Genomic DNA, 25,523 nt, shown 5'->3' on the forward strand with positions numbered 1-25,523 from the left:
ATGCGAACAAAATGGTTTAAAAATATCAAATGGGAATTAATCGGCTTTTTCACAACAGGTGGATTATTGACCGTTATTATTATTTTTCTAGCGATCAGACAAGGGTACATTATACTCAGTGTACCCTATGTTTGGTACTATTATATTGCAGGTATTATTCTGATCTGTATGGCAGCAGGTTATATAGCAGGTCAACGTGTTCAGCGCCGGATTGATTATGTTCATTTAAAAATGGCTCAGGTAGGCAAAGGGAATTTTAGTATACGGATGGAGCCTACAGAAGATGAATCCTTTAACCGGGTGCATGAACAGTTCAATACGATGATGAGTACAGTTGAACGAAAAATGCGAATTTTACAGCAATTGGGTGAAAAAGAAGTCATGGAGCGTGCGATTGAGACCGAACGAGCGGTATTGGAAGAACGACGACGGATGGCTCGTGATCTACATGATTCAGTCAGTCAGCAATTATTTGCTATTCATATGTCTGCTTCATCGTTACCGAAAATGCTAGAAAAAAATGAACAACAAGCCAAAATCGTGATGGATCAAGTGATTCAAATGTCGCAATTAGCGCAAAAACAAATGCGAGCATTGATTACACAACTTCGACCTTTAGAACTGGAAGGACGTTCTTTAGCAGAAGCATTAGAATTCTGGTTTCCGGATTATTGTCGTCACAATGGGCTTAAAGGAATGCAAGATATTGAGTTAACAGGGCGACTGACGGAAGCAAAAGAACGTCAGCTTTTTCTTATTGTACAAGAAGCGCTTGCTAATATTATCAAACACGCAGATGCCACGATTGTAAGTCTGTCTTTACAAGAAGATCGCCATCATGTAGCTCTGCATATTAGCGATGATGGTAAAGGATTCAATAGCTCGATGCATAAGCAAGGGTCGTATGGATTAACGATTATGTCAGAACGAGCTGAAAAGTTAGGCGGACAAGCAGAAGTGATTAGTCGACCTGGTGCTGGAACAACAATACGTATCCATATTCCCAAATTCGATATTCATGAAGAAGAGGAGAATCATGATGGAGAAAATAAAAATTCTGTTAGCGGATGATCATGATATGGTGCGAATGGGTCTCAAAACATATCTAATGCTAGAAGAGCAATTTCATATTATTGCCGAAGCGGCTAACGGTAGAGAAGTTCTTGATTGGTTAGAACAAAGTAATGAACACGAGATGCCTGATTTGATTTTGATGGATATGATGATGCCTGTCATGAACGGTGTTGAAGCTACCCGTCTGGTATTGCAGAATTATCCACAGATGAAAATTGTGATCTTAACTAGCTTTTTGGAAGACGAGCTGGTGGTAGAAGCGATTGAAGCAGGGGCGGTCAGTTATATTTTAAAAACAGTATCTGCTGAAGAGTTAATCTATGCACTGCAAGGAGCAAGCCGGGGGATGCCTGTGATGACCGGTGATATTTCTCAAGCGCTTACTAGAGGGATTCGTCAACGCAGTACTGTACAAAATGAAGCTTCTCAATTGACTGTTCGTGAACGTGAAGTGTTGATGTTGATTGCAGAAGGCATGAGTAACAAAGAAATTGCTGAAGAATTACATATAAGTATCAAAACAGTCAAAACACATGTCAGTAATTTGTTGATGAAATGCGAATTAGAGGATCGGACGCAACTGGCTATTTATGCTCATCGCAAAGGTTGGGTCAGTCAACATTAGTGTACTCACATATACAAAAATTGATAACATTTCCTAAACTTATGGTATATTAACTTACTCATCTAGGATTTATTTTCTTTTTAATTGTTTTTAAGGTGAGATTAAGGTTAATAAGCGAATATAAGGATGTAGCAAATAACACATCCGGTTATTTTAATATCATGGGAACCTTGGGAGGTTGACTTCAATGGACGAAAAGAACAAAAATGATTTGAATAATGGCTTCAATCCTGATGGCCAAAACAATGATACAGCAAACCGTAATACCAATGAATCGAACTCAAATAATGATTCTTCATCAGACCAATCGCATTATTACTCATATGGTCCTTTCCAATCACTAAGCAAAGATAAAGATGGAGAGGAAGTTCGACAAGAACCTGCTCAGGAAGCTAGAAAAATGGAAATGACTCCATCGCAATCTAGTCGTCCAGTGTATCCAACGAGTTCAACTCCACCGCCACGTACAGATCATATTGATTCTCTAAACGGAAATCATGATGATAACAATGGCAACCGCAAAACCAGTCAATTTCAATACAACAAACCTAAAACTTCTGCCAAAACAGTTATTGCTTCTATATTAGCAGGGATGTTGATTATGACAGCAGGGATGTTTGGTGCAGATCGTGCTAATCTATTTACCCCAGAGTCAGAATCAACCACGACAACCAATATCGCTCCTGCTTCTGCTGTTACAACAGATAATTCTGTAACGCAAGCAGCATTGCCTGCTGGATCAGCAGATGTAGCTGAAGTAGCAAAAAGTGCCAGCCCTGCTGTTGTAAAAATTGAAACGTTGTCCAAATCCGGTGCAGCTAGCGGCGGAAACAGTCCTTACAATGATCCAGCTTATCGTTTCTTCTTCGGTGATCAAGGCGGAGGAAGTAATGAAGGTGGAGGCAATGGCGGAGATAGCAGTGGCGGTTCTTCCGGTTCTCTTACTCCACTCGGTATTGGATCTGGATTTATTTTTGATAAATCTGGATATATCTTAACAAATGCGCATGTAGTCGGTGAAGCAGATGTAATTCAAGTAACTCTTGAAAACAACAAAACACCGTATACTGCTAAATTAATGGGTAAAAGTACAGATCTTGACCTTGCTGTACTAAAAATCGAACCTAAATCTGGAGAAACGTTCCCATCTGTGACTCTAGGTAACTCTGATAATGTGGCGATCGGAAGCTGGTTAGTAGCGATCGGTAATCCTCAAGGATTTGACCATACTGTAACAGCAGGGGTGTTAAGTGCTAAAGAACGTAGCATTACAGCATCTGATGCATCCAATGGACAATCTACAGATTACACTCATTTATTGCAAACTGATGCTTCTATCAACCCTGGTAACTCCGGTGGTCCATTGCTTAATATGAATGGACAAGTTATCGGTATGAATACAGCGGTTAGTGAAGATGCACAAGGGATTGGATTTGCGATTCCTTCTAATGTGATTTTAAATGTAGTGGATCAACTGAAAAAAGGTGAGAAAATCCCAACAACACCTGTTCCATTTATCGGTGCTTCTCTTATGTCATTGACAGCTGAAGTATCCAAACAGTTGGGTATTGATACTACAGAAGGTTCTGTAGTTACAGAAGTATTGTACAGATCTCCTGCTTATCAAGCTGATCTACGTTCTTATGACGTAATAACAGGAATCAATGGTACAAAATATACAAACAGTCAGGATCTAGTCGCAGCTATTCAAAAACTAAAAGTTGGCGATTCGGCTACACTGAATGTGATTCGTAATGGTAAAACGATGGATCTTAAAGTAACGATCGGTAATCGCAATGACTTTGATACGACTTCTCCAAGTACAGGCGGTACAGGTCAATAATAGAAAGTTACGAAATCAATATGCTTAGTTGTACTGAGTATATGATAGATCATACTACAAGATCATAAGTGATACAGAAAGGCGGAAAGGGCATACCTTTCCGCCTTTCTTATGACTGTATCGACAAATAACTATTCATTGTTACAATAGAAGAAATAACAATCATAATGTTTACTAAAAAAGACATAGTAAAGGGGTAAGACCGATGAGAGCAACTATTTTAATTATTGATGATGATGAAAAAATTATTTCGATGTTACGTCGTGGATTAGCGTTTGAAGGATATGAAGTATTGACTGCTTCTAATGGAGCAGAAGGGTTAAAGCAGATGCTAGAAAATGATCCTGCGCTAATGGTATTAGATGTGATGATGCCACAAGTGGATGGATTTGAAGTCTGTCGTCGTGTACGTGAAGCTGGTAGTTCTGTGCCTATTTTGATGTTAACAGCAAAAGATGAAGTAGAGAACCGTGTAAAAGGCTTGGATGCTGGAGCAGATGATTATCTGGTCAAACCATTTGCGCTAGAAGAAATGTTGGCACGGGTTAGAGCGTTGTTACGACGCAAACCTGAATCCGAAGCTTCTACAAGTACACGTCTAGCATTTGAAGACTTAACGATAGATCCTGATGCGCGTGAAGTTACACGAGATGGGCAACGACTCGAATTAACAGCGAAAGAATTTGAATTATTACATTTATTTATGCAAAATCCGAAACGTGTGTTATCAAGAGATTTGATTATGGATAAAATCTGGGGTTATGACTATAGCGGAGAATCAAACGTACTTGAAGTGTATATTGCGATGCTTCGTCAGAAAACAGAAGAACACGGTGGCAAACGTCTGATTCAGACGATCCGTGGTGCTGGCTATATTTTAAGAAATAACAGCTAGAGAATGAAGGAGCTGACAGTATGTCAATACGTTTAAGACTGACGGTATGGTATTCGGGGATACTGGCAGTGACTTTGATGCTTTTTAGTATAGCGATTTATGGATTTGTTTATTTTAATACGTATCAAGATTTGCAGAATCGTCTAATCGAGCAGATTAGTAAAACACAGATCATTGTAAGCGAAGTCAATGATGAGCAGATTGATGTGTTTTTGTCACCGAAAGACCATGATCGTTTGGCAGACGCTGGGTTTCGGGTCAAACTCAAAAATTATACCAATGGAATTAACAACAATATTAATGGTACTTTTTTGCAAGCGCCTGCTTCTAACAAAATACCAAATGAATTAAAACAAATTCAATATAATGATCGTACTTATCTGGTCGCTTACGGTGGGATACCCTATTCGATTGATAACCAGGCCAAAATGGTTGGCGTATTAATGATAGCTGCGGATATGACAGATGCCCGACAGTTGTTTGACGATCTGCGTGTAACACTGATTGTAGGATCGCTGGCTACATTATTTATTGCGTTTACATTAGGTTTATTTTTGGCGCGCAAATCTATGGCTCCTATCGAAAAGGTTATTGATGCTGCTAGTCAGATCCAAAAAGGAAAAGATCTTAGTGTACGAATCGATTATGATGGACCTCATGATGAAATCGGGCAGTTGATTAGTACGGTTAATGGAATGTTAGGCAGAACCGAAGTATTTTATAAAGACCTAGCAGAAGCCTATGCTGCACAGCGTCGCTTTGTATCTGATGCTTCGCATGAATTACGTACTCCACTGACCACCATTCGTGGTAATGTCGATTTATTGCAAAAAGCATGGAACAAAAAACCTCATGAAGCGCCTCATTTAGATGAAGAAAGTCTGAAGCAATTGTCGATGGAATCGATTAATGATATTGCAGATGAATCCAAACGAATGAGTCGCCTGGTTAATGATATGCTTTCGTTAGCTCGCGCCGATGCAGGGCAGACGATCGTGATGGAGAGCTTGCCTGCGGGTGCTCTTCTGGATGATGTGATGAGACGCGCCCAATTTATCCCGCACAAAGCAACATGGCAACCAGCCAATACTGTGGCGTTAGACGACTATCATATTTATGGTAACAAAGATTATCTACAACAAATGTTGTTTATCTTTATTGAGAATGCTTTTAAATATACCAAAGAGGGTACAGTATCTTTAGATACCGTATTGTATCAAAATCAGATTGGGATTCGAATCAGTGATACAGGTATCGGTATGGATCAAGAAGAAGTGCCTCATATTTTTGAACGATTTTATCGTGCCGATGAATCGCGCGGTGTAACGCCGGGTACAGGCTTGGGATTATCGATAGCCAAATGGATTATCGATGAGCATGCAGGTTCTGTAGAAGTAGTTACCGCTAAAGGCAAAGGAACAACATTTGTAATCTGGCTTCCATTAGCGGCTGTACCGGTCGAAAATAAAATCGATCCTGTATTTGAAGCTGAACCTGAAAACGAGATTTCTGATACCAAAAAACCAGAATAGACAACAAGTAGCAAACAATAGTCACTTTTTGAAGCTAGGTTTGCTACTTTCCTTTCCTGCGCCCTATCAAATGGGTTATAATGAAGTTGCTATTGCTTCTTTCGTAAGATAAGCCAACCCTAGAAAGCAGGTGTACCCCTTCATGGAAATTGTAAAGATTGCGCCGCGTGGGTATTGTTATGGTGTAGTAGATGCTATGGTGCTTGCTCAGCAAGCTGCCAAGAACCTTGACTTACCACGGCCTATTTATATACTCGGTATGATTGTGCATAACAGTCATGTCACTCAATCATTTGAAGATCAAGGTATTATTACATTAGATGGACCGAATCGTGTAGAAATTCTTGAGCAAGTCGAAAGTGGAACGGTTATTTTTACCGCTCATGGTGTGTCTCCTGAAGTGCGCCGTCTGGCTCGTGAAAAAGGATTAACGACTGTAGATGCGACCTGTCCTGATGTAACGCGTACGCATGATCTTATCAAGGATAAAGCAAGCGAAGGTTATCAGATCATTTATATCGGTAAAAAAGGTCATCCTGAACCTGAAGGTGCGATTGGTGTTGCACCGGATCAAGTCTACTTGATAGAAAAAGAAGAAGAGATCGACCAATTGGAGATTCCAGCAGGTAAGATTGTAATTACGAATCAGACCACAATGAGCCAATGGGATATTCGCTTAATTATGAAGAAACTTCTAGAGAAATTCCCGGGAGCAGAAGTGCACAACGAGATTTGTCTAGCGACACAGGTTCGTCAAGAAGCGGTAGCAGAACAAGCAGGTCAAGCAGAGCTTGTAATCGTTGTAGGTGATCCGCGTAGTAACAACTCTAATCGTCTAGCACAGGTATCCGAAGAAATCGCAGGTGTTACGGCTTACCGTATCTCTGACCTTACAGAGCTTAAACGTGAATGGTTAGTTGGCAAAAGTAGAGTAGCTGTTACGGCTGGTGCGTCTACACCAACTCCAATTACTAAAGAGGTCATTAACTATTTAGAAAAATACGATAATGATGATGAATCCACATGGGAAATGGTAAGAACAGTAGATCCTAAACGTTTATTACCTCCTGTGCGTGAGAAAAAAGGTAGAACAACCAATCAACCTGTCCGTCACTGATGGACATTGTCCACGAAATGATGTATTTAAAGTGTCTAACCCTTGATGGGAAAGGCACTTTTTCTTTTTGTATTCTTTATACTATGCGTACAAGATTTTGTACTATGACACAGCTTGACATGTCTAACAGAGTGCTGTATATTTACTTTAGTGATTAAAAGCTTAAAAGCGAACAAGCGTCTAAGTGATGATGTAAAAATATAATAAATATCACATATCCAAATCATTTTATATAGTCAGCTATCTATTTTAATATCATCATCAACACATACAGAGAGGGAGATTACAAATGATCGTTATCGTATCGAACCAAACACCGCAGGAGCAAGTAAAAGAGATTACTACTGTTATAGAACAAGCAGGCTTACAAGCCCATATTTCTCGGGGAGCAGATCATACGGTTATAGGTCTTATTGGAACAGCCGAACCTCGCTTGATGGAGCATTTACAGCAGATGAAAGGCGTAGAGAAAGTGATGAAAATTTCCAAATCCTACAAATTAGCGAGTCGTGATTTCCATCCTGAAAATACGGTAATCCAAATAGGCGATGTATCGATCGGTGGTGGCGAATTAGTTGTTATGGGCGGTCCTTGTGCAGTGGAATCAGCAGAACAGATTGATGAGATTGCTCGTCTGGTCAAAGCTGCTGGTGGACAAGTATTGCGCGGTGGAGCATTTAAGCCACGTACAGGCCCTTACAGCTTTCAAGGTGTAGGAGTCGAAGGACTAATTATGATGGCAGAAGCAGGGAAGAAACATGGACTGCTAACGATTACAGAAGTAATGACACCGGAATATGTAGATATCTGTGGTGAATACGCTGATATTTTGCAAGTCGGTACACGTAATATGCAGAACTTTGATTTATTGCGCAAATTAGGAGAAAGCAAGAAGCCTGTGTTACTTAAACGTGGATTCAGTTCGACATATGATGAATTTTTGAATGCAGCAGAATACATTCTGGCAGGTAGCAATCCTAATGTAATGCTGTGTGAGCGTGGTATCCGTACGTTTGAGACATACACGCGTAACACGCTTGATCTATCGGCTATTCCTGTACTGCAACAATTGAGCCATCTACCTGTCATTTCTGATCCAAGTCATGGTACAGGACGTCGTGAACTGGTAGAGCCTATGACCAAAGCGTCAGTAGCTGCTGGAGCAGACGGTCTTATTATCGAAATGCATACAGATCCTGATAATTCGATGACTGGTGATGGTGTACAATCGTTATTCCCGGATCAATTTGCTAAATTACTGCGTGATCTCGAACAATTGTCGCCTATTATTGGCAAAACGTTCAGCACTGCCAAAGCACCAGCAGCGTTTTTTGAATCCTCTGTCCAAGTGTAGTATATTTAAATTAACCGAATATTATTTAAAATTGAGTTGATTTGAATAGGGACATGTCTGTACAAAAACAAAAACCATTTCTCCATAGCTTGTTTAATTTTCATGTTAGGTATAGCTGGAATATATTAGTATTTTAGAAAATCATGTAAGGTTTAAAAAAACAGCTCACTCTATCCGATTTTTAATTGACGGATTGACGAGCTGTTTTCTTTTTTGGTAAGCTATGAGTGTAAGCATATCTTACATAAATTTTAGGGATATGTAAAAAGGCTATTGACGATGTAAGGTTTTACGATTTATAATGACGACAGAAAAAAAATCGAGAGAATGAACATTCGACATCGAAAAAGAGTGTAATGTTCGGAAATTTGGGGAGGAAAGTACAAATGGCGGTAGAAAACGTATTGAAGCTTGCACAAGAAAACAACATTGAGTGGTTTGATTTTCGTTTTGTGGATTTGTCTGGTCGTGCTCACCATATCTCTTTGCCAGCTAGTGAAGTGGATGAGGATACTTTTTTAAATGGTGTTGCGTTTGACGGTTCTTCAATTCCTGGGTTCCGCGGTATTGAGGAGTCTGATATGGTGATGATGCCAGATCCGGAGTCCGTATTTATCGACGCTTTTACTGCTCATCCAACGTTGAACATTATGTGCAATATCTTCACCCCGGACGGCGAGCGTTATGAACGTGATCCGCGCGGTATTGCAGAGAAAGCGGAAGAATATCTGCAAACAAGCGGTGTAGGAACAGCAGCATTTTTTGCTCCTGAATCCGAGTTCTTTATCTTTGATGATGTACGTTACCAAAGCGATGTGAATGTATCCTCTTACTCCGTTGATTCTAACGAAGCATTCTGGAACACAAACCGCAAAGAAGATGGCGGCAACCTTGGTTTCAAAATCCGTAAAAAAGGCGGATATGTTCCAGTAGCTCCTGTCGATTCTCAACAGGATATTCGTAGCGAAATGTGTCGCTTGCTTGAAGAAGCAGGACTTCGCATTGAGCGTCATCACCATGAAGTAGCTACTGCTGGACAAGCAGAGATCAACTTCCGTTTTGACACTTTGAAATTAACAGCTGATAACTTAATGAAATACAAATATATCGTGCATAACACAGCACAACAATATGGCAAAACAGCAACGTTTATGCCTAAACCTTTATTCGGTGATAACGGTAGCGGTATGCACGTTCACCAATCTATCTTTGATGGCGATACGCCTTTGTTCTACGAAAAAGGTGCTTATGCGAACTTGAGTGAAATGGCATTACATTACCTGGGCGGTATCTTGTATCATGCTCCAGCATTGATCGCATTGACTAACCCAAGTACGAACTCTTTCAAACGTCTTGTTCCTGGTTATGAAGCTCCAGTTAACTTGGTGTTCTCGAAAGGTAACCGTTCAGCAGCAGTTCGTATTCCGATTGCTTCTGTAACACCTAAAGGTTGTCGTATCGAATTCCGTACACCGGATTCTACAGCTAATCCTTACCTTGCATTCTCTGCAATGTTGATGGCTGGTCTTGATGGTATCAAGAAAAAAATGGATCCTCGTGAATTAGGATATGGTCCTTTTGACAAAAATATTTATGAATTGCCTGAAGAAGATAAAGTAGGTATCCGTAGTGTTCCAGCATCTTTGGAAGAAGCTTTGGATGAATTGGAAAAAGATTTCGACTTCTTGCTTGAAGGTGATGTATTTACAGCAGACTTTATCCAAAACTACATTTCATTCAAACGTGCAGAAGCGAAAGATGTTGCAATTCGCGTACATCCACACGAATTCAGCTTGTACTACGATTGCTAATTATTACTTATCTCACACACTAGATCGTAGAGATCAAGTAATCAGAATCCTCCGGAACATCATGTCCGGAGGATTTTTATATGAGTAGAAAAATAAAACGATTACATTTTATTTTGTTCACAAGATATCGCATTATGTTAGATAGCAAGTGACAAAAGACACTTGATCACCCCTAAAATAGCTGATATCATAGCGATAATCATTTAGCACAAACCTAACATCTAAGCACTTGGCAGTATAAGTGCGACGAGTAAAACGAGAAATGATTTTTGCAAAGCAAAATATCTTACTGCTTAAGCACTTGGCAGTATAAGTGTGCTTACAGAAATGGAAAGTGAAAAAAGTGGAATGTTGAAATTGAAAGGGTGGAGAACAACATGACAAAAAGAGCGTACAATTTTAATGCTGGACCTGCTGCATTGCCTTTAGAAGTATTAGAGCGTGCACAAAAAGAATTTGTGGATTATCAAAATACAGGAATGTCTATTATGGAAATGTCACATCGTGGCGCAGTATATGAAAAGGTACATAGCGAAGCTCAGGATCGTCTGTTGTCGTTGTTAGGCAACCCGGAAGGTTACAAGGTGTTATTTTTACAAGGAGGCGCTAGCACTCAATTTGCTATGATTCCAATGAATCTACTGTCTGAAGGCAAGACAGCAGGTTTTGTAGCTACAGGAAGCTGGGCAAGCAAAGCGTTAAGCGAAGCGAAGTTAGTAGGAGACACAACGGTTGTCGCTTCCTCAGAAGAAGATAAGTATATGAAGCTACCTGATCTAAGCCAATTGGATCTACCTGCAAATACAGCTTATGTGCATATCACTTCCAATGAAACGATTGAAGGCGTACAATTTAGTAAGTTTCCTGATACAGGAGATATTCCTTTAGTGGTAGATATGTCGAGTGATATTTTGAGTCGTCCATTAGATATGAGTAAGCTTGATATGGTCTATGCAGGCGCGCAAAAGAATTTGGGACCTTCTGGAGTAACCGTTATTATTGCAAAAGAAGAACTCATTAACGAATCGCCTAAGCATATTCCATCGATATTCCGTTACAGCACGCATGCTAAAAATAATTCGCTATACAATACACCGCCTGCTTTTTCGATATATATGGTAAATGAAGTTTTAAAATGGATTGAAGAAAAAGGCGGACTTGAAGGTATTCAGCGTGAAAATGAAGCCAAAGCTACTTTAATCTATGATGCGATTGATAACAGTAATGGTTTTTATAAAGGGGCGGCTGAACTTGAAAGTCGTTCGATCATGAACGTTACATTCCGTCTAGCATCTGAAGAATTAGAAAAAGCATTTGTCAAAGCTTCGGAAGAAGCTGGATTTATAGGCTTGAAAGGTCACCGTAGCGTAGGCGGTCTACGTGCTTCGATTTATAACGCTGTTCCTTATGAAAGCTGCAATGCTCTGGTTGAGTTTATGAAGGAATTTCAGAGCAAAAATGGCTGAATGTACTAAGGAATGACAGCCTTCCCCTCTGGGAAGGCTTTTTTAAAAAAAATTTCCAATTATTTTTGTCAAAAGCTGTCGCATTTTACCGAAATCGGTTATAATCAAAAAGAACTATATAAAAGGTGGAAATAAACCTATGGCACTACACATTGTACTCGTTGAACCTGAGATCCCGGCAAACACCGGCAATATTGCTAGAACATGCGCAGCTACAGGAACGCATCTGCATCTTGTCCGTCCTTTAGGCTTCAAAACGGACGATTCTACATTGAAAAGAGCAGGTCTCGATTACTGGCATGCCGTCAATATTGAATATCATGATTCTTTCGAAGAGGTTCAAAAGACCTACTCAGATCACCGTTTTTTCTTTGCAACAACTAAAGTGAAAAATAGATATTCTGATTTTCAATTTCAAGATGGTGATTTTCTCGTATTTGGTAAAGAAACTAAAGGATTACCACCTGAATTAATTGCAGCAAATGCAGATACAGCTATGCGTCTGCCAATGTCAGATGATGTGCGTTCACTGAACCTTTCAAATTCAGCAGCCATTATCGTATATGAAGCATTACGCCAACTTAACTTTTTACATTTAGATTAATTGGTATGAATTGACTCTGTATCGTAATTTTAGTAGGAAATAATAAAAGTTAGCAGGATTCAAGAAGTAAGTGGAGAAATAAAAGGAAGTACTAAAATTCAGTGAATATATAGCTGATATTCCAAATTTTATAATGACTTCATTTCTCTACTGCTTCAATCAGCAAAGTATAAATATTAGTGAGGTGTGTATTAGTATGAAACCAGCAGGCGTTGTACGTAAAGTCGATCAACTTGGAAGAATCGTGTTACCAAAGTCTTTGCGCAAAAGATATCAAATGAATGAAGGAGATCCTGTAGAAATTTTAGTACAGGGGGATCATATCATTTTAGAAAGATATCGTCCGAAATGCGTATTTTGCGGATCAATGGAAGAAGTAGGGGAATTCAAAGAGCGTTATGTATGTGCTCAATGTATGGAAGAAATGAATTTAATTCCTAAAAATGCTTAATTTAGTAAATAAGTAACATTTTAAATTTTAAGATAGTTAGATTATCTTGATAAAATGCGAAATAAAAATAACCTTTCAGCACGATATTGTGTTGGAAGGTTATTTTTATCTTATCTATAATAGGTGTACATATACTTATTTGAAAAATAAAAAATGAGTTGGAACAGGACGCAAGCTTCCATCAGAAGGATGATTGATTACACGTCCGTTCAAAATAAGCGAAGTGGAGCCACCGCCATCTAAATTATAAGCATCAACAACGCCCATTTTGTATAACTTGTTTTGCAATTCGACTAGAGTTGCACCAGAACTACCATTTTCATTGTATCCATCCGCTACGATAACAATAATTTGATCGTCTTTGTATTTACCAATCACTGTTCGTGGTGCACGCAAAGGCGAAGCTTTCCATTTCGCAGGAATCGGTACTTTTTTTCCATTTTGAATCAATACCGGTACAAAAGAAGCACCAAATGAAGGGTCTAACGCATCCAGGTTAGCTTTACTTGTAAATTTGCCACCTATCAATTGCCCTGACTTATTCATCCCGACAAAAAATAAATCTTTGAATGTCGATTGAAATCCATTTAGATATTTTCCATTGAGTACAGTGGTACTGAGTGGATAGCGCTTGCCTCCTCCATCTGCAAATCCTCCAGCATTAATACCTGCTATTGCCCCTGATCGCTGAACAGCAGTCAGTGTCGTTTCAGATCCGCCAAATGAATCTTTACCCAGTGTCATATTCATAGCAGAAGGTTCTTTTAGTTTGATTTTCATAGCATATGCTTTGTACGTACCTGGATTCAGACGGTATAGTTCAATATGGATTCGATTGCTATTTACTTTTTCTGAAGCCGCTCCTAATTTGGACGTGATTCGTTTATTGTAAATTTGTTCAGGCTTATTCGCTTGGGTAGCAGCCGTCTGTACAATACGAGACATCGTCGATGTGGTCTGATTGTATAACTTGGTTGTGCGCTCAATCGATGATGATGTCTGTACAGCTACTTTTTCAGCTTGATTCAGATGGGTAAGAATCTGTTCTGATTGATCGCTGAGTTGACTAACCGGCGCATATTTTTGGATATCTAAAGGAACGGCAACCTGATTCGATTGAAATACCAATATAAATAACAATCCAGCAAAAGGTGCTGTCGCTAACATCAACAAACGATTGATTTTTTTAACACGCATCGTCATTTTAACAAATCCATTTTCTTTTGTAGTGTATTGAGTTGCTTTTGCACTTCATTGAGTTGGGTATACAATTTGTTGCTATTATCGGTTTTGCTACTGGCATTGTCTTTCGTAAATGTAAGCAATTCATTAAAAGAATCGACTTTACTTTGCAAAGCGGTCATTTCTTTAGACATATCATTTAATCGAGTCTCATAATCATGTTGCAATACAGCGATTTGCCGTTCTGTATCTGCTTTGATCGACGCGATCATCTGTTGTTTCATATGATTGCTATATAAGTAGGCGATCGTTGCACCCAGTCCAATAATCAATATCCAAAACACTAAAAACCATTTGGCAGAGGACCCTTTGTTTGTCTGATGTCGCATCGTTGTTTGGGAAGAAGACTCTGCTTTTGACTGCATATTCACTCACCTCGATAAAGCTTTTATTTTTGACCAAAATCCATTTTAACATGTCCGATATAGCCAGTCTATCTTACCAGATAAGATTCTATATTCTTCCAATATCATTCTTCTATTATCCAATTCTCGCATAAGATCATATCCACAAATATCCAAAAAACGTTAAAAATCTAGTGAAAGATGCCGATATCAAGATATATGTTAATAAGCAGTAACTAATAGCTGTTGATAAAGGGGGAAGTATCAAAATGGAAGACATTTGGAAGGTTATCATTATTGATAATCATCCGGCGCTGATGCTTGGAACAAAAATGATACTAGAAGAGACAGCCAATTTGAGTGTTATCGGAACTGCCAGTTCTGTAAAAGATGGAGTCGCTTTAGTAGCAAGTGTTCAACCTAACCTCATTTTGCTTGATGACGCGTTACCTGAAGGATCAGTTCAATCTTATTTGCGTCAAGTTAAGCAAGCGAGTAAAGATAGCCATGTGATTGTGCTTACCAGCGACAATCATTTATCCTTATTTGCAGGACTCATGAGTATGGGTGCCAGTGGCATGTTATCGAAAGAATCTTCGCCAGCTCAATTGTTACATCTGATCAGTAGTCTGCGTCAAGGATCAACCGTTATTCCTCTGTCATGGCTTCATCAAGGAGTAGTTCCTATTCCTGCTGAAATTCCTACCGATGGTTATTTTGATCTTTCCAAAATCGAACACACGATTATGATTCAAATTACACAGGGGTTTACATACGATAAGATCGCTTATATGATCCGTGTGAGCCGACGTTCTGTTGATAATTATTTACGCAAAATTTATCATAAACTTGGTGTAAACAGCCGGGCTCAAGCTATCGAAAAATATACGTTGTATTCGCATACAGCTTCTTTTAATAATGCACCTATGACCAGCATAATTGCACCACCTGAAAGTAGTGTTCCAGTAAAAGAGGTTGCTCTGGATTAAAGTTCAGGTGTATGATCTTGAAAAAGCATCGTACAGGAGGCTGGAGCGGTGGAATTTTCTTTTGCAGCAAGTGTGAGTCATATGCCTTCATTTTCGGTCAGGTCGATTGATAACAGGCAGCGTCGTGAATCATGGATTTCATTAGCTGAAGAATTACCAGCAGAAGAACTATTTCCGCTGGCACAATTAGGAGAAGCTGCTGGTGCTGTATTCTCAGCAGGGCCTCTTGTTCTTCAGTATGGAGAAGCCGCAGGTTCATTAGCTTTACGAAAATGGCTGAACACGCGCTGGCAAATCGATCAGAAATTGAATGTAGATCCTGAAGATATTTTGTTAACATCAGGCAGTCAGCAAACGATCGATTTGTTAGTGCGTATTTATGTCGATCGAGAAGATACAGTACTGGTAGAATCTCCGGCTTCGCCAGGGTGTCTGCAAGTGCTTCGATTACAAGGAGCAAATGTACTTCATGTAGATTGTGATGAAGAAGGAATGATTCCAGAAGATCTGGAGCGACTTATTGTAGCATATGGTCCTAAGCTACTGTGCGCTTCACCAAGCTTTGCGAATCCTACAGGAAGAGTATGGAGCTTGGAGCGTCGAAAAGCTATTCTAGAGCTCTGTAAGCGATATGAATTGTTAATCGCTGAAGACGATTCGTATGGAGATTTGCGTTATGGACTGGAGTCGGTTCGTTCTTTTCGCCGTCGTTATCCGAGTCTGTTTCAATTGGATCGGGAGCAAGGTGGGAATCATGTTCTGTATATTGGTTCATTTAGCAAAACTATCGCTCCTGCATTGCGCGTAGGTTGGGCAGCAGGAGATCAACGTTTGATTGAAGTGATGTCAGCTGCCAAGCAAACAGCAGATTGGCAATCCAGTTCGATGAATCAGGCGATTTTATTGCGTTTATTACAATCGCCTCGCTTCAATTGGGATAATCATATTACAATGCTCAATCGCGAATATGAGATTCGTATTAAATTAATGCTAGAATTGCTCAAACGTCCCAACTGGCAAGGAACTCAGGTAGATGTTCCTTCAGGCGGTATGTTTTTGTGGGCTGTTTTGCCGGATCAGTTAGATGGAGAAGAGTTACTTACACATGCTATGTCTAAAGGTGTCTCTTTTTTACCAGGAGCACGATGTTATGCAAGCGATGAAGGTAACAGTGCGATTCGTCTTAACTTTACCCATCCTGGACGGGATGAGCTGTTATTAGGAATGAATCTTATTTCGGAGTGTATTGCTGAACTGCGCAGTTAAAGCAACTTCTGATTCTCGATCACATGAGCATATTGTTGTAGAGCCCGTATACCTGCTGGCGTCAATTGATAACTACCTCGTGCTACACGTTCAAACCAACCATAATAGTTGCGCTGCATAATCGCTGCTGTACTACCGACACCACTTCGTTCCCGTAATTGTTGCGGGGATAAGTAAAGGTCAGTACCAAACGCAGAAGCGATGCGCAGCGCTTTTTCGCGATAAGCGGTAATCAGAGGAGTTCCTGTACTGCCACCTAGATTGTAATCACCGCTACGTTCGGCGATTTCTTGTAACAGTCGTTGTTTGCGACTCCCGCGACGTACTGATTTGGCAGGCTTGGAAGACACTATTGGACTACATAATATTTCTACAAATGGAGCTTTTGTTTTGTACAACGTCACTACAATCAATCCTAATCCTAGACGCTGACATAGTTCAGTAATCTCACGCCAACGCTGATTATGAGCTCCTTTTTTGGCGCGATTTTTTTCTACAGCTAGATATACATTGGAACTGAGCTTCAGCCGTTCGATACCTTGAAGCAGTAGTGCAATATTGAATGTTTTTTTGATTTCGATAATAAGGGGTTCATGATCTTGTTCTCGTATGCCTACTAGATCACAATGTTTAACCTCACTTTTGATATCATACCCCTGAGCAGTGAAAAATTGTTTGATCGGAAGATACAGTTCGGTTTCTCGTTGTACAGCCACAATATTCTCTCCTTTAGATAGGTATATCTTATATCTATGTCATAGTACTTGTATTCACTGTTATGTTCGAAAGTATAGCATAGCAGGATAATAACATAGAAGTCATGAAGCAGAAGAGATCGAATAATAGTACGTTTACAAATCGATTGTTCATTAATGTTACACATAAAGATACAACTAACACTTTCAATTGGCTATATTTTACAATAAAAGGTAAAATACGAATAAATATATGTGTATGTATTAGAGAGAAAGAGGGGATGTCAAGCATGATCGAAGTATCTGCACAACGACAGCAACAACTTCAATATATTGGCTTGAAAGAAGCTGACTTGCAATTACTGCATCAACATTATGATTTATTTGTGAAAGTGGTCGATGAGGTTGTTGATCAATTCTACAATCATATAGAGCAATATCCGGTATTACATGATATTATTCAGCAAGCTGGTTCTACGATAGATCGTCTCAAACAAACACAGCGTGATTATTGGATTTCATTAGCATCTGGAACGATAGATGAATCTTTTATCGAGCAAAGGTTAAAGATTGGTCGTATTCATTCACGAATAGGGCTTAATTCTGATTATTATCTAGGGACTTATATGACCTATACCAATATTGCAACGGTTGTATTAGAGCGCGAATTGCCAGATCAATGGATAAAAGTGCTACATGCTCTGACCAAAATGTTCAATTTAGATTCGCAACTAGTGCTTGAAGCTTACGGTGAAAGAGAGCAGTATCGTATTCAAGAAATGGCGAATCAAAAGCAACATATGTTAACAGCTGTAACCGAAGCGGTAAATCAGATGAGCGAAATGATCGTTAAATTAAATGATAATGCAAGAGTGATCTCACAATCAGCAGATCAAATGGCACAGTCCCAAGAAAGTTCACTACAACAGATGGACGAGTTAGGTTATGAGGTCAAAGAAATCAGCAAAGTGGGTACAGTTATGCGTGAGATTTCTGAACAGACCCATCTATTAGGTCTTAATGCTTCGATTGAAGCGGCTCATGCTGGTGAATATGGAAGAGGATTCAGTATTGTAGCGCAGGAAGTAAGAAAGTTAGCAGGATCGTCTCAGAATGCATTACAAGATATCAGTATGACTTTGAAAGTGATCATGACCAAGCTTGATCAAGTGCAATCTGAATTTGGTAAAAATGTAGAATGGTCACGCCATCAAGCAGGGCGTTCTCAAGAATTGGCGGCTTTTGCAGATATGATCCAACAAGTAGCTTATGAATTAGAACAATTACAACATACAGAGACTATAGATTCCACAGTTGTAGTAGGGACACATGCGAACCCTAAATGATCTTGAAAAAGGCTTAAAATTAATTGCAAATAAAAAACATAAGTTCTTTGACATTTCGATATAACGGTGTATAATAAGAAAAGTGCGATTAATTTTATGAACGAAGGTGATACTCATGAAAAAAGAAGGACATCCTAAATTCCAACAAGCTATTTTTCTTGATCCAAGTTGCGGATATAAGTTCCTGAGTGGAACAACTAAAACTTCCGGCGAAACTATGGAATGGGAAGATGGCAACACTTATCAAGTGATTCGCGTTGATACTAGTTCTGCTTCTCACCCGTTTTACACTGGTAAACAAAGAAACGCAGACATCGGTGGCCGCGTAGACAAGTTCAACAAAAAATACGGCTTGAAAAACTAAGACGTAAGTTGAGCGAAATTTCAAAACGTTTTCGAACTGTTTTGAACCGTCATAAAAAGCGTACCTGTTCGTATCCTAGGATATGAATATGGTACGCTTTTTTTGTTGTCTTTTTACTACAAACGAATAATAGAAGATGATATTCGATGATCATGTTCAAGCATAGCCTTTCCCATGATCATCGCTGTCACTCAAAATTGTATTTTGTCTTGTGGAAGTAAAGAATGTATCCGGTGAAAGCCTTCTTGTTCTAATCGTAATGCAAGTCCATCGGTACGTGACTTGGTAGCATGGACGAGTAGAGCAGGTGGGCTTTTGAGATCGAGTAGCATACGCCTTACATCAGGTAGCCCTTGATGGACTTTGTAGCGTACGTAATAGACTTTACACCCTTCTCGCTCGGTATCAAGCAATAGTCTGCGTCCAAAGCACCCATGAGCCAGATGACCTGTAAAAATCACCGCATTATGTTCATTGTGAGCGATTCGTTCATAATGTTGCTGAGCTTTGACCGATTGCATCATTCCATCATCGGTAAATAAAATAAACGATGTGTATTGCGTAGGCAGTTTATTACGAGATTGTTCATCCTCCATCACATACAAATACGGATGTTGTAGCAAACGTTCTATTCGTGCGCATGCTTGAGCATGAAGCCAGTAGGTATCTGTAGTGAAAGAACGCAAATTATTTAGTAAGCCCGCTTCCACAAGCAATGGCGTATCAGGATACTCTTCACTTGCCCACAATATCAATTCTTGCCCTCGTCCATACACAGGAACAGGAAGCATAACTGCTCCTTGTTGCCGGAGCGTCTCATCGATATGCCTTTTTAGTTGAGTTAGCTTATTATCTTGATGATCAGGATCAACGCCATATGCAGCATCTATGATCGCTATATCCAGATCAGGTATAATACCCGGAATTGTTTGCGTTTTCGAAATTAATCGTGTCTGGTGCAGTGGACGATCTGCGGCTAACAACTGCGATTCAGACGTATAATCTCCTGAAAAGAAAATATACTTATCATGCCAGCACAGTGCCAGCCAGATCGAACCCGGTAAATGACCTGCTCGTCCCCAACATACATCAAGATGGGGCAACAAAGGGCTCCAGCTCCCCGGTGGGACAATATCTTCTAAATAACGAAATTGGATACGTTGTTGATCTTCGTCATCATACGGACGTGTTGCCGAGCGGTGATCGGTATACCTTTTCCATGCTTCAAAATAAGCAGGTAATTGTCCAACCGTTGCCCGGGTTGTCCAGACCTCGCCGGTATAACCATGCTTATACAATAAAGGTAGAGCGATACAATGATCTTCATGAGCGTGAGACAAAAAAACAGTTTGCAGACTGGCGACCATTTCATCGATATCAGGTGTGATCGGATATTGTCCGTCGCCTTCTTTTTTGACACCATAATCCAGCAATAGACTTTGCTCCCCCTGTTGGAGTAGATAGCTGGATCGACCATGTTCACCTGCGCCACCAAGTATAGTAAGTTCCATCATGATAATTGCTGCTTCCGATAAGCAGGTAGTGTCTGTAACATCAGTAGCAAGATTGTCGTAATCCCCACTGAAACTACAGCCATCGCCATACCCATTGAGACAGCACCTTGTTCAAATTGAGCGAAAATATAAGTTGCCGAAGTCTGCATAGATGGTGGCAAAATCAACAGGGAAGCCACCAACTCGCGATTCGCAATCGTAAAGGTCATTGTCCAACCTGCGATCATACCCGGAATCAGCAGTGGCAGTAAAATCCGCCGAAATACATACAATGGACGACCACCAGAAATTGCACCCGCTTGTAATAAAATAGGATCAATCTGCCCGTTATTGGCTTTGACATATTGTAAAGTGTACGGCAAAAATAAAATAATATATGTTAGTACAACCATACCGTATGAATTGTAAAGAGGGATGGGCATCCATGGAGAATTCCAGAATAAGATTAATCCCACCACAATAACAATACCGGGTACGGTATTAGGCATTAAGCTCAAAAGATCGATCCATTTTTGTGACCATCGTTTGCCATATCCTACTTTCAGCGCTAAAAACGTACCGATCAGTACAGCAATAGTCGCAGCTAAAAGTGAAAGTGTAAAGCTATTAATCAGTGCTTCCATACTTTCAGAACCCCAGCTTAATAAGTCGCTATAATGCTGTAATGTAAAATTACCCATCGCCAGCCCTGTTCCGCGCAAGCGTAATAAAGATGCTGTAATCACAGAAAAGTAAGGAATCCCGATAGATGTAATCAGCAATATCCCGATATACAACCAGCAGATAATACCGCTCCAGCCTCGTAACGAATACTTTTTGCTACGGACTCCTTTACCACCTGTTAAGCGATAAGAATAGCGACTGCTTAATATACTCTGGATATACCACATCAATAAGCAAGCTGTTAACAGCAAAGAAGCCAGTGAAGTTGCTTTACCAAAATCTATCGGCCAGCTAGAGATATATTTATGAATCTCAGAAGTCATCACATAAAAGCCGATTTTGCGACCGAATGTAGCAGGTGTACCAAATTCAGCAATCGTTTTGACAAAAATCAATAATGCACCCATCGCATAACTGGATAATAGCAACGGCAAAATGATGCGTCGGAACCGATAGCTAAATGAAGCACCATGTACAGAAGCAGCTTCTTCTGTGCTTCCGCCAATCTGTTCTAACGTATTGCGAAGAATAAGATATAGAAATGGAAATAGGTGCAGACTCATAATCATCACCATACCGCCAAAGCTGAAAAAAGCAGGTGTGATAGTTGCTGAAGCAGGCAATAATTGCTCCATATAACCGTTCTTTTGCATAAATAACATCCAACCCATCGAACCGATATAAGGTGGGGTCATAAAAGGAATTAAAAAAACAACATCTAACCAGCGTTGTCTACCAATCGCTGTTTTGGCCATCATCCAAGCTAAAGGAAGAGCTAGAACAGTCGTCGCGATAATAACGCAACAGCCTAGCCATAATGTACTGAACATGACCGACGTAAGATCACTTTGACCAAGCAGACGTAAAGGAGCCATAAGATCAATCACACCATTTTGTTCAATCGCTGTTCGAAAAATCATCAGAAGCGGAAATAGAATTAGTACGGCGAGCAGCAAAAATGCCGCAGCCGTACTGATTTTTTGATAGGAGAATAAAGTTTGGTTGGTCTTTGTTTTCATCATAGGATCACCACTTATTTGTATAGGTTCGTAAATTTGGTTGTTGTTTCTTCGCTGTGTTCGCCCATCCAGTCCCATTTCACAGGATATGTTGGAATGTCGTTCAGGTTTGTACGATTGTCAGCCGTAATATCGGTTCTACCTGGCAATAGATAAGCACTGGTTACCATTTGTTGTGCTTCATCTGACAGCAGATAATCGATAAATTGTTTGGCTTGATCGGCATGTTGGCTTGTTTTGATAATGGCTGCTGGACGAGGGCTAATGACTGTGCCTTCTTTTGGATAGACGATATCAACAGGTTCACCATCTGCTTTGGCTTTGTACGCCATATAATCGACACCAGCGGCTACAGCTGATTTGGCACCAGTGATAACAGGATCAAGCGCTTCTTGATTGGCTCCTGCGATCGCAACCCCATTTTGCTTATACTGTTCAAATAATGACCAGCCTTTATCACCTTCAGCACTTAAATAACCGGTAATAAAATCAAGTGCAGAACCAGATAATGAAGGATCAGGAATATTGACTTTGTCTTTCCATTCAGGCTTCGCTAGGTCTGCCCATGATGTCGGTGGAGTCGTTACTTGTTTAGTGTTATATACAATACCTAATGCAGATGCACTGTAGCTAAAATATTTGCCATCTGTATCTGACCAGTCTTTGACCAATTTATCGTGATTCACTGCTTCTGGATAAGCAAGCGTCATATCTTGTTTGGCTAAAGCTTGCATCGATGGAAGAGAAGCAAGTACAACCACATCAACTACAGGATTTGCTTTTTCAGCTTCCATACGAGAAAGAATCTTGCCTGTAGTGCCCTGAAACATTTCTACTTTGATACCTGTTTTGGCTTCAAAACCTGCTTGAATTTTTTTGGCTAATCCTTCAGGGCCTGCACTATAGACAACAAGTGTACCCGCATCTTTGGTAGGTGATTGTGCTGAACCGGATGCGCCTGTAGAAGTGCTACAACCTGCAAGCGTAGTTCCTAAGATTGCTGTTAGAGCAAGTAAACTTCCTTTTTGCCACAATTGATTCCATTTCATTATTTATTCCTCCTAAAGTGGTTGAGTCCATATTTGAATTAAAAGTCTAGCTGATAAAAGGGGATCAAGATCATCGGTTAGACAGGGACGGGATTCAGTGTATGAACATGGTGTGCTGAAATATAAATAGTGACCGATTCACCCACAGTCATGCGTTCATCTTGATAAGCTGTCCATAGACGTTCTTCACCCATATCCAATAGAATCTCATAACGATCGCCCATATAACTGACCTGCTTGATCATTCCGGTATGTATATGTTCATCAGGAGAATGATTGCTGTACCAGCGGATATGCTCAGGACGAACCATCTGATGACCGTTATCGATCCAGTTGGAATGACCAATAAAGCGAGCGACAAATGGATGAGAAGGCTGTTGATAAATTTGCTCTGGTGTTCCACGCTGTAAAATAGACCCTGACTGCATCACAATAATTTCATCTGACATCGCCATCGCTTCTGTCTGATCATGAGTCACATAGAGAGCAGTGACGCCTAATTGCTGTACCAGATTCATTAATTCGGTTCGCATTTCATCACGCAAAATCGCATCCAATGCACTGAGCGGTTCATCGAATAAAATTAATCGCGGTTGCATCACGATCGCTCTAGCAAAAGCGACACGTTGTTGTTGTCCACCAGAAAGTTGATGCGGATAGCGTTGTTCCATCCCTTGCAAACGAACTTGTTCCAGTGCTGTGAGCACACGTGCTTTAATATCTTTTTTCTGACCGGAAGCTCGTAGACTGAAAGCTACATTTTCAAAAACTGTTAAATGAGGCCATAGTGCAAACTCTTGAAAGACCATCCCGAATCCCCGGCGATGTGGAGGTACATTTTTACGTTGCTTGGAAGAATACAAAATATCGTTTGCTATTCGTAATTCTCCTTGATCCGGTGTCTCTAGTCCGGCGATCATGCGTAACAATGTCGTTTTGCCACAACCGGAAGGCCCCAGTAATGTGGTGAATTTGCCAGAAGCGATCACAAGATCAGTCGCTTGCAAAGCTTGTACACCTTCAAAAGATTTGCTGATGCCTTGAATCGTTAATGCTGTCATTGTGTATTCCACCTATCTTTGACGCTTGTTCATTGGCATACATAAAGATGTATCATTGCTGCCCTGAACTACTTTCTATACGTAGTATATCTGCTCAATTTGCACGGGGTATGTGGGGAATGTAAACGCAACATTAAGTTTTTAGTGTGTTCCTTTTGACAATCATCGAATGTTTCTATGGTACGGTGAAAGAAAAGCAGTTACAGGGGGTTCATCAATGAATTTAATCAAATTACAAATCGTGGAATTATTGGATCGTCATCACAAAATCACAGCAGTTGCAGATGAGTTAGGACTCAAGCAACCTACAGTTACATTTCATATGAAAAGCTTGGAGAAAGAAATGGGCGTTGCTTTGTTCGAATCTAGAGGAGGCAAAGTGATGCTCAAAGAACCAGGCAAGGCATTACTTCATTATGCGATCAAAATTAATGCTCTCGCGGCAGAATCTAGAAGAGTGGTACAAGAATTTGGCGCTTTGGAACGTGGCAATCTGCGTATCGGAGCGAGTTATGTACCGGCTACTTATTTATTACCTTCTATTATTAATGAGTTCAGTCGCGCTTATCCAGGTGTAAGCATTTCGATTGCTGTTAAGCCCTCACCTGTAATTCGTGAAATGTTGATCAATCATGAAATCGATCTGGGCATTATGCTGACAGAACCTTTTGAACATCCTTCATTGGTAAAAGGATTAGTAGATGAAGATGAAATGGTTGCTATTTTTGCACCGAATCATCCGTTAGCAGACTATGAAGAGTTGCATATAGATACGCTACGGCAAAGTCGATTTGTTTTGCATGGAAGTGAATCAAGTACCCGCCAATTAAGTGATCGTTGGATGAGTAGTGTAGGGGTATGGTCAGAGCAGTATATGGAACTGGATTCACCGGAAGCGATTAAGAAGTCGGTGATGTTAGGCGAATATGTTTCGTTTTTGTCCAAAATGGCAGTGGAAGAAGAAGTGCGACAAGGTCTACTTCATATGCGACCATTACCGAATACACCTTTTCATCGTTACATTTATTATGTATACAACAGTCAACGTCATTATTCAGGGCTGATTCATCAGTTTGTAAAATCGTTTGGTTAGATCGATGCAATAGAAAATAAATTATAATGCAACATCATGGCTTTCCGAACGTTTGTTAGATATAGCTCTATTCTGGCAATAATGAATATCCAACATAAACGATCTG

At 40.1% G+C, this 25,523-nt stretch carries 23 protein-coding genes; 16 read left to right on the forward strand and 7 right to left on the reverse strand.

What is annotated here, in order from left to right; genetic code table 11:
* The 11 genes from PQ456_RS06840 (at window position 1) to PQ456_RS06890 (ending at window position 12,772) form a co-directional block, all read left to right on the forward strand.
* On the forward strand, window positions 1-1,071 hold the full coding sequence (locus PQ456_RS06840; protein WP_273615455.1) for a sensor histidine kinase: 1,071 nt from the start codon (window positions 1-3) through the stop codon (window positions 1,069-1,071).
* Window positions 1,040-1,699 carry a response regulator gene (locus PQ456_RS06845; protein ID WP_273615456.1) on the forward strand — a complete coding sequence of 220 codons (660 nt, stop codon included), beginning with the start codon at window positions 1,040-1,042 and terminating at the stop codon, window positions 1,697-1,699. The genes PQ456_RS06840 and PQ456_RS06845 overlap by 32 nt, the downstream gene beginning before the upstream one ends.
* A gap of 187 nt (window positions 1,700-1,886) precedes the next feature.
* Window positions 1,887-3,542 carry a S1C family serine protease gene (locus PQ456_RS06850; protein WP_273615457.1) on the forward strand — a complete coding sequence of 552 codons (1,656 nt, stop codon included), beginning with the start codon at window positions 1,887-1,889 and terminating at the stop codon, window positions 3,540-3,542.
* 205 nt (window positions 3,543-3,747) lie between these two features.
* On the forward strand, window positions 3,748-4,437 hold the full coding sequence (locus tag PQ456_RS06855) for a response regulator transcription factor (RefSeq protein WP_273615458.1): 690 nt from the start codon (window positions 3,748-3,750) through the stop codon (window positions 4,435-4,437).
* Between the two features lie 20 nt (window positions 4,438-4,457).
* Window positions 4,458-5,969 carry a sensor histidine kinase gene (locus PQ456_RS06860; protein WP_273615459.1) on the forward strand — a complete coding sequence of 504 codons (1,512 nt, stop codon included), beginning with the start codon at window positions 4,458-4,460 and terminating at the stop codon, window positions 5,967-5,969.
* A 142-nt stretch (window positions 5,970-6,111) separates the two neighbouring features.
* Complete coding sequence (locus PQ456_RS06865) at window positions 6,112-7,086, forward strand: 4-hydroxy-3-methylbut-2-enyl diphosphate reductase (RefSeq protein WP_273615460.1); 975 nt, start codon at window positions 6,112-6,114, stop codon at window positions 7,084-7,086.
* 289 nt (window positions 7,087-7,375) lie between these two features.
* The gene (aroF, locus tag PQ456_RS06870) at window positions 7,376-8,440 is read left to right on the forward strand and encodes a 3-deoxy-7-phosphoheptulonate synthase (RefSeq protein WP_273615461.1); all 1,065 of its coding nucleotides are present in this window, start codon (window positions 7,376-7,378) and stop codon (window positions 8,438-8,440) included.
* A gap of 386 nt (window positions 8,441-8,826) precedes the next feature.
* Window positions 8,827-10,251: a type I glutamate--ammonia ligase gene (gene glnA / locus PQ456_RS06875; protein WP_273615462.1), complete on the forward strand. Its 1,425-nt coding sequence runs from the start codon at window positions 8,827-8,829 to the stop codon at window positions 10,249-10,251.
* A gap of 377 nt (window positions 10,252-10,628) precedes the next feature.
* Window positions 10,629-11,717: a 3-phosphoserine/phosphohydroxythreonine transaminase gene (gene serC / locus PQ456_RS06880; RefSeq protein WP_273615463.1), complete on the forward strand. Its 1,089-nt coding sequence runs from the start codon at window positions 10,629-10,631 to the stop codon at window positions 11,715-11,717.
* Between the two features lie 139 nt (window positions 11,718-11,856).
* Window positions 11,857-12,321, forward strand: coding sequence for a tRNA (uridine(34)/cytosine(34)/5-carboxymethylaminomethyluridine(34)-2'-O)-methyltransferase TrmL (gene trmL, locus PQ456_RS06885; RefSeq protein ID WP_204824902.1), 465 nt, complete (start codon window positions 11,857-11,859; stop codon window positions 12,319-12,321).
* A gap of 196 nt (window positions 12,322-12,517) precedes the next feature.
* Window positions 12,518-12,772 (forward strand): AbrB/MazE/SpoVT family DNA-binding domain-containing protein, encoded by a 255-nt coding sequence (locus tag PQ456_RS06890; protein ID WP_069326911.1) that lies wholly within the window; start codon window positions 12,518-12,520, stop codon window positions 12,770-12,772.
* A 135-nt stretch (window positions 12,773-12,907) separates the two neighbouring features.
* Here the strand turns inward: PQ456_RS06890 and PQ456_RS06895 are convergent, their stop codons facing one another.
* Complete coding sequence (locus PQ456_RS06895) at window positions 12,908-13,975, reverse strand: phosphodiester glycosidase family protein (protein WP_273615464.1); 1,068 nt, start codon at window positions 13,973-13,975, stop codon at window positions 12,908-12,910.
* Window positions 13,972-14,379, reverse strand: coding sequence for a hypothetical protein (locus PQ456_RS06900; protein WP_420540645.1), 408 nt, complete (start codon window positions 14,377-14,379; stop codon window positions 13,972-13,974). Before PQ456_RS06900 ends, PQ456_RS06895 begins: the two co-directional genes overlap by 4 nt.
* Window positions 14,380-14,627: 248 nt before the next feature.
* On the opposite strand from PQ456_RS06900, the gene PQ456_RS06905 reads away from it, so the two are divergent.
* Both PQ456_RS06905 and PQ456_RS06910 read left to right on the forward strand, forming a co-directional pair.
* Window positions 14,628-15,347, forward strand: coding sequence for a response regulator (locus PQ456_RS06905; protein ID WP_273615465.1), 720 nt, complete (start codon window positions 14,628-14,630; stop codon window positions 15,345-15,347).
* A gap of 48 nt (window positions 15,348-15,395) precedes the next feature.
* A complete protein-coding gene (locus PQ456_RS06910) occupies window positions 15,396-16,613 on the forward strand; it encodes an aminotransferase-like domain-containing protein (RefSeq protein WP_273615466.1) in 1,218 nt (405 codons plus the stop codon).
* Here PQ456_RS06910 and PQ456_RS06915 read toward each other — a convergent pair.
* Window positions 16,610-17,329 (reverse strand): DUF2161 domain-containing phosphodiesterase, encoded by a 720-nt coding sequence (locus PQ456_RS06915; RefSeq protein ID WP_273615467.1) that lies wholly within the window; start codon window positions 17,327-17,329, stop codon window positions 16,610-16,612. The genes PQ456_RS06910 and PQ456_RS06915 overlap by 4 nt on opposite strands.
* Window positions 17,330-17,598: 269 nt before the next feature.
* Here PQ456_RS06915 and PQ456_RS06920 point away from each other — a divergent pair, with 269 nt between their 5' ends.
* Both PQ456_RS06920 and PQ456_RS06925 read left to right on the forward strand, forming a co-directional pair.
* Entirely contained in the window at window positions 17,599-18,654 is a 1,056-nt protein-coding gene (locus PQ456_RS06920) for a globin-coupled sensor protein (protein WP_273615468.1), read from the forward strand.
* Window positions 18,655-18,769: 115 nt separating this feature from the next.
* Window positions 18,770-19,018, forward strand: coding sequence for a type B 50S ribosomal protein L31 (locus PQ456_RS06925; RefSeq protein ID WP_069326918.1), 249 nt, complete (start codon window positions 18,770-18,772; stop codon window positions 19,016-19,018).
* A 191-nt stretch (window positions 19,019-19,209) separates the two neighbouring features.
* Here PQ456_RS06925 and PQ456_RS06930 read toward each other — a convergent pair whose 3' ends face one another.
* The 4 genes from PQ456_RS06930 to PQ456_RS06945 form a co-directional block, all read right to left on the reverse strand.
* Entirely contained in the window at window positions 19,210-20,532 is a 1,323-nt protein-coding gene (locus PQ456_RS06930) for an MBL fold metallo-hydrolase (RefSeq protein ID WP_273615469.1), read from the reverse strand.
* Window positions 20,529-22,217 (reverse strand): ABC transporter permease, encoded by a 1,689-nt coding sequence (locus PQ456_RS06935; protein ID WP_273615470.1) that lies wholly within the window; start codon window positions 22,215-22,217, stop codon window positions 20,529-20,531. Before PQ456_RS06935 ends, PQ456_RS06930 begins: the two co-directional genes overlap by 4 nt.
* 11 nt (window positions 22,218-22,228) lie before the next feature.
* Window positions 22,229-23,263, reverse strand: a complete 1,035-nt coding sequence (locus tag PQ456_RS06940; protein ID WP_273615471.1) for an ABC transporter substrate-binding protein — start codon at window positions 23,261-23,263, stop codon at window positions 22,229-22,231.
* A 77-nt stretch (window positions 23,264-23,340) separates the two neighbouring features.
* Window positions 23,341-24,324, reverse strand: coding sequence for an ABC transporter ATP-binding protein (locus PQ456_RS06945; RefSeq protein ID WP_273615472.1), 984 nt, complete (start codon window positions 24,322-24,324; stop codon window positions 23,341-23,343).
* Window positions 24,325-24,541: 217 nt separating this feature from the next.
* Here PQ456_RS06945 and PQ456_RS06950 point away from each other — a divergent pair, with 217 nt between their 5' ends.
* The gene (locus tag PQ456_RS06950; protein ID WP_273615473.1) at window positions 24,542-25,417 is read left to right on the forward strand and encodes a LysR family transcriptional regulator; all 876 of its coding nucleotides are present in this window, start codon (window positions 24,542-24,544) and stop codon (window positions 25,415-25,417) included.
* The last annotated feature ends 106 nt before the right edge of the window (window positions 25,418-25,523 follow it).

The sequence above is a fragment of the Paenibacillus kyungheensis genome, from assembly GCF_028606985.1.
Lineage (GTDB): Bacteria > Bacillota > Bacilli > Paenibacillales > Paenibacillaceae > Saccharibacillus > Saccharibacillus kyungheensis.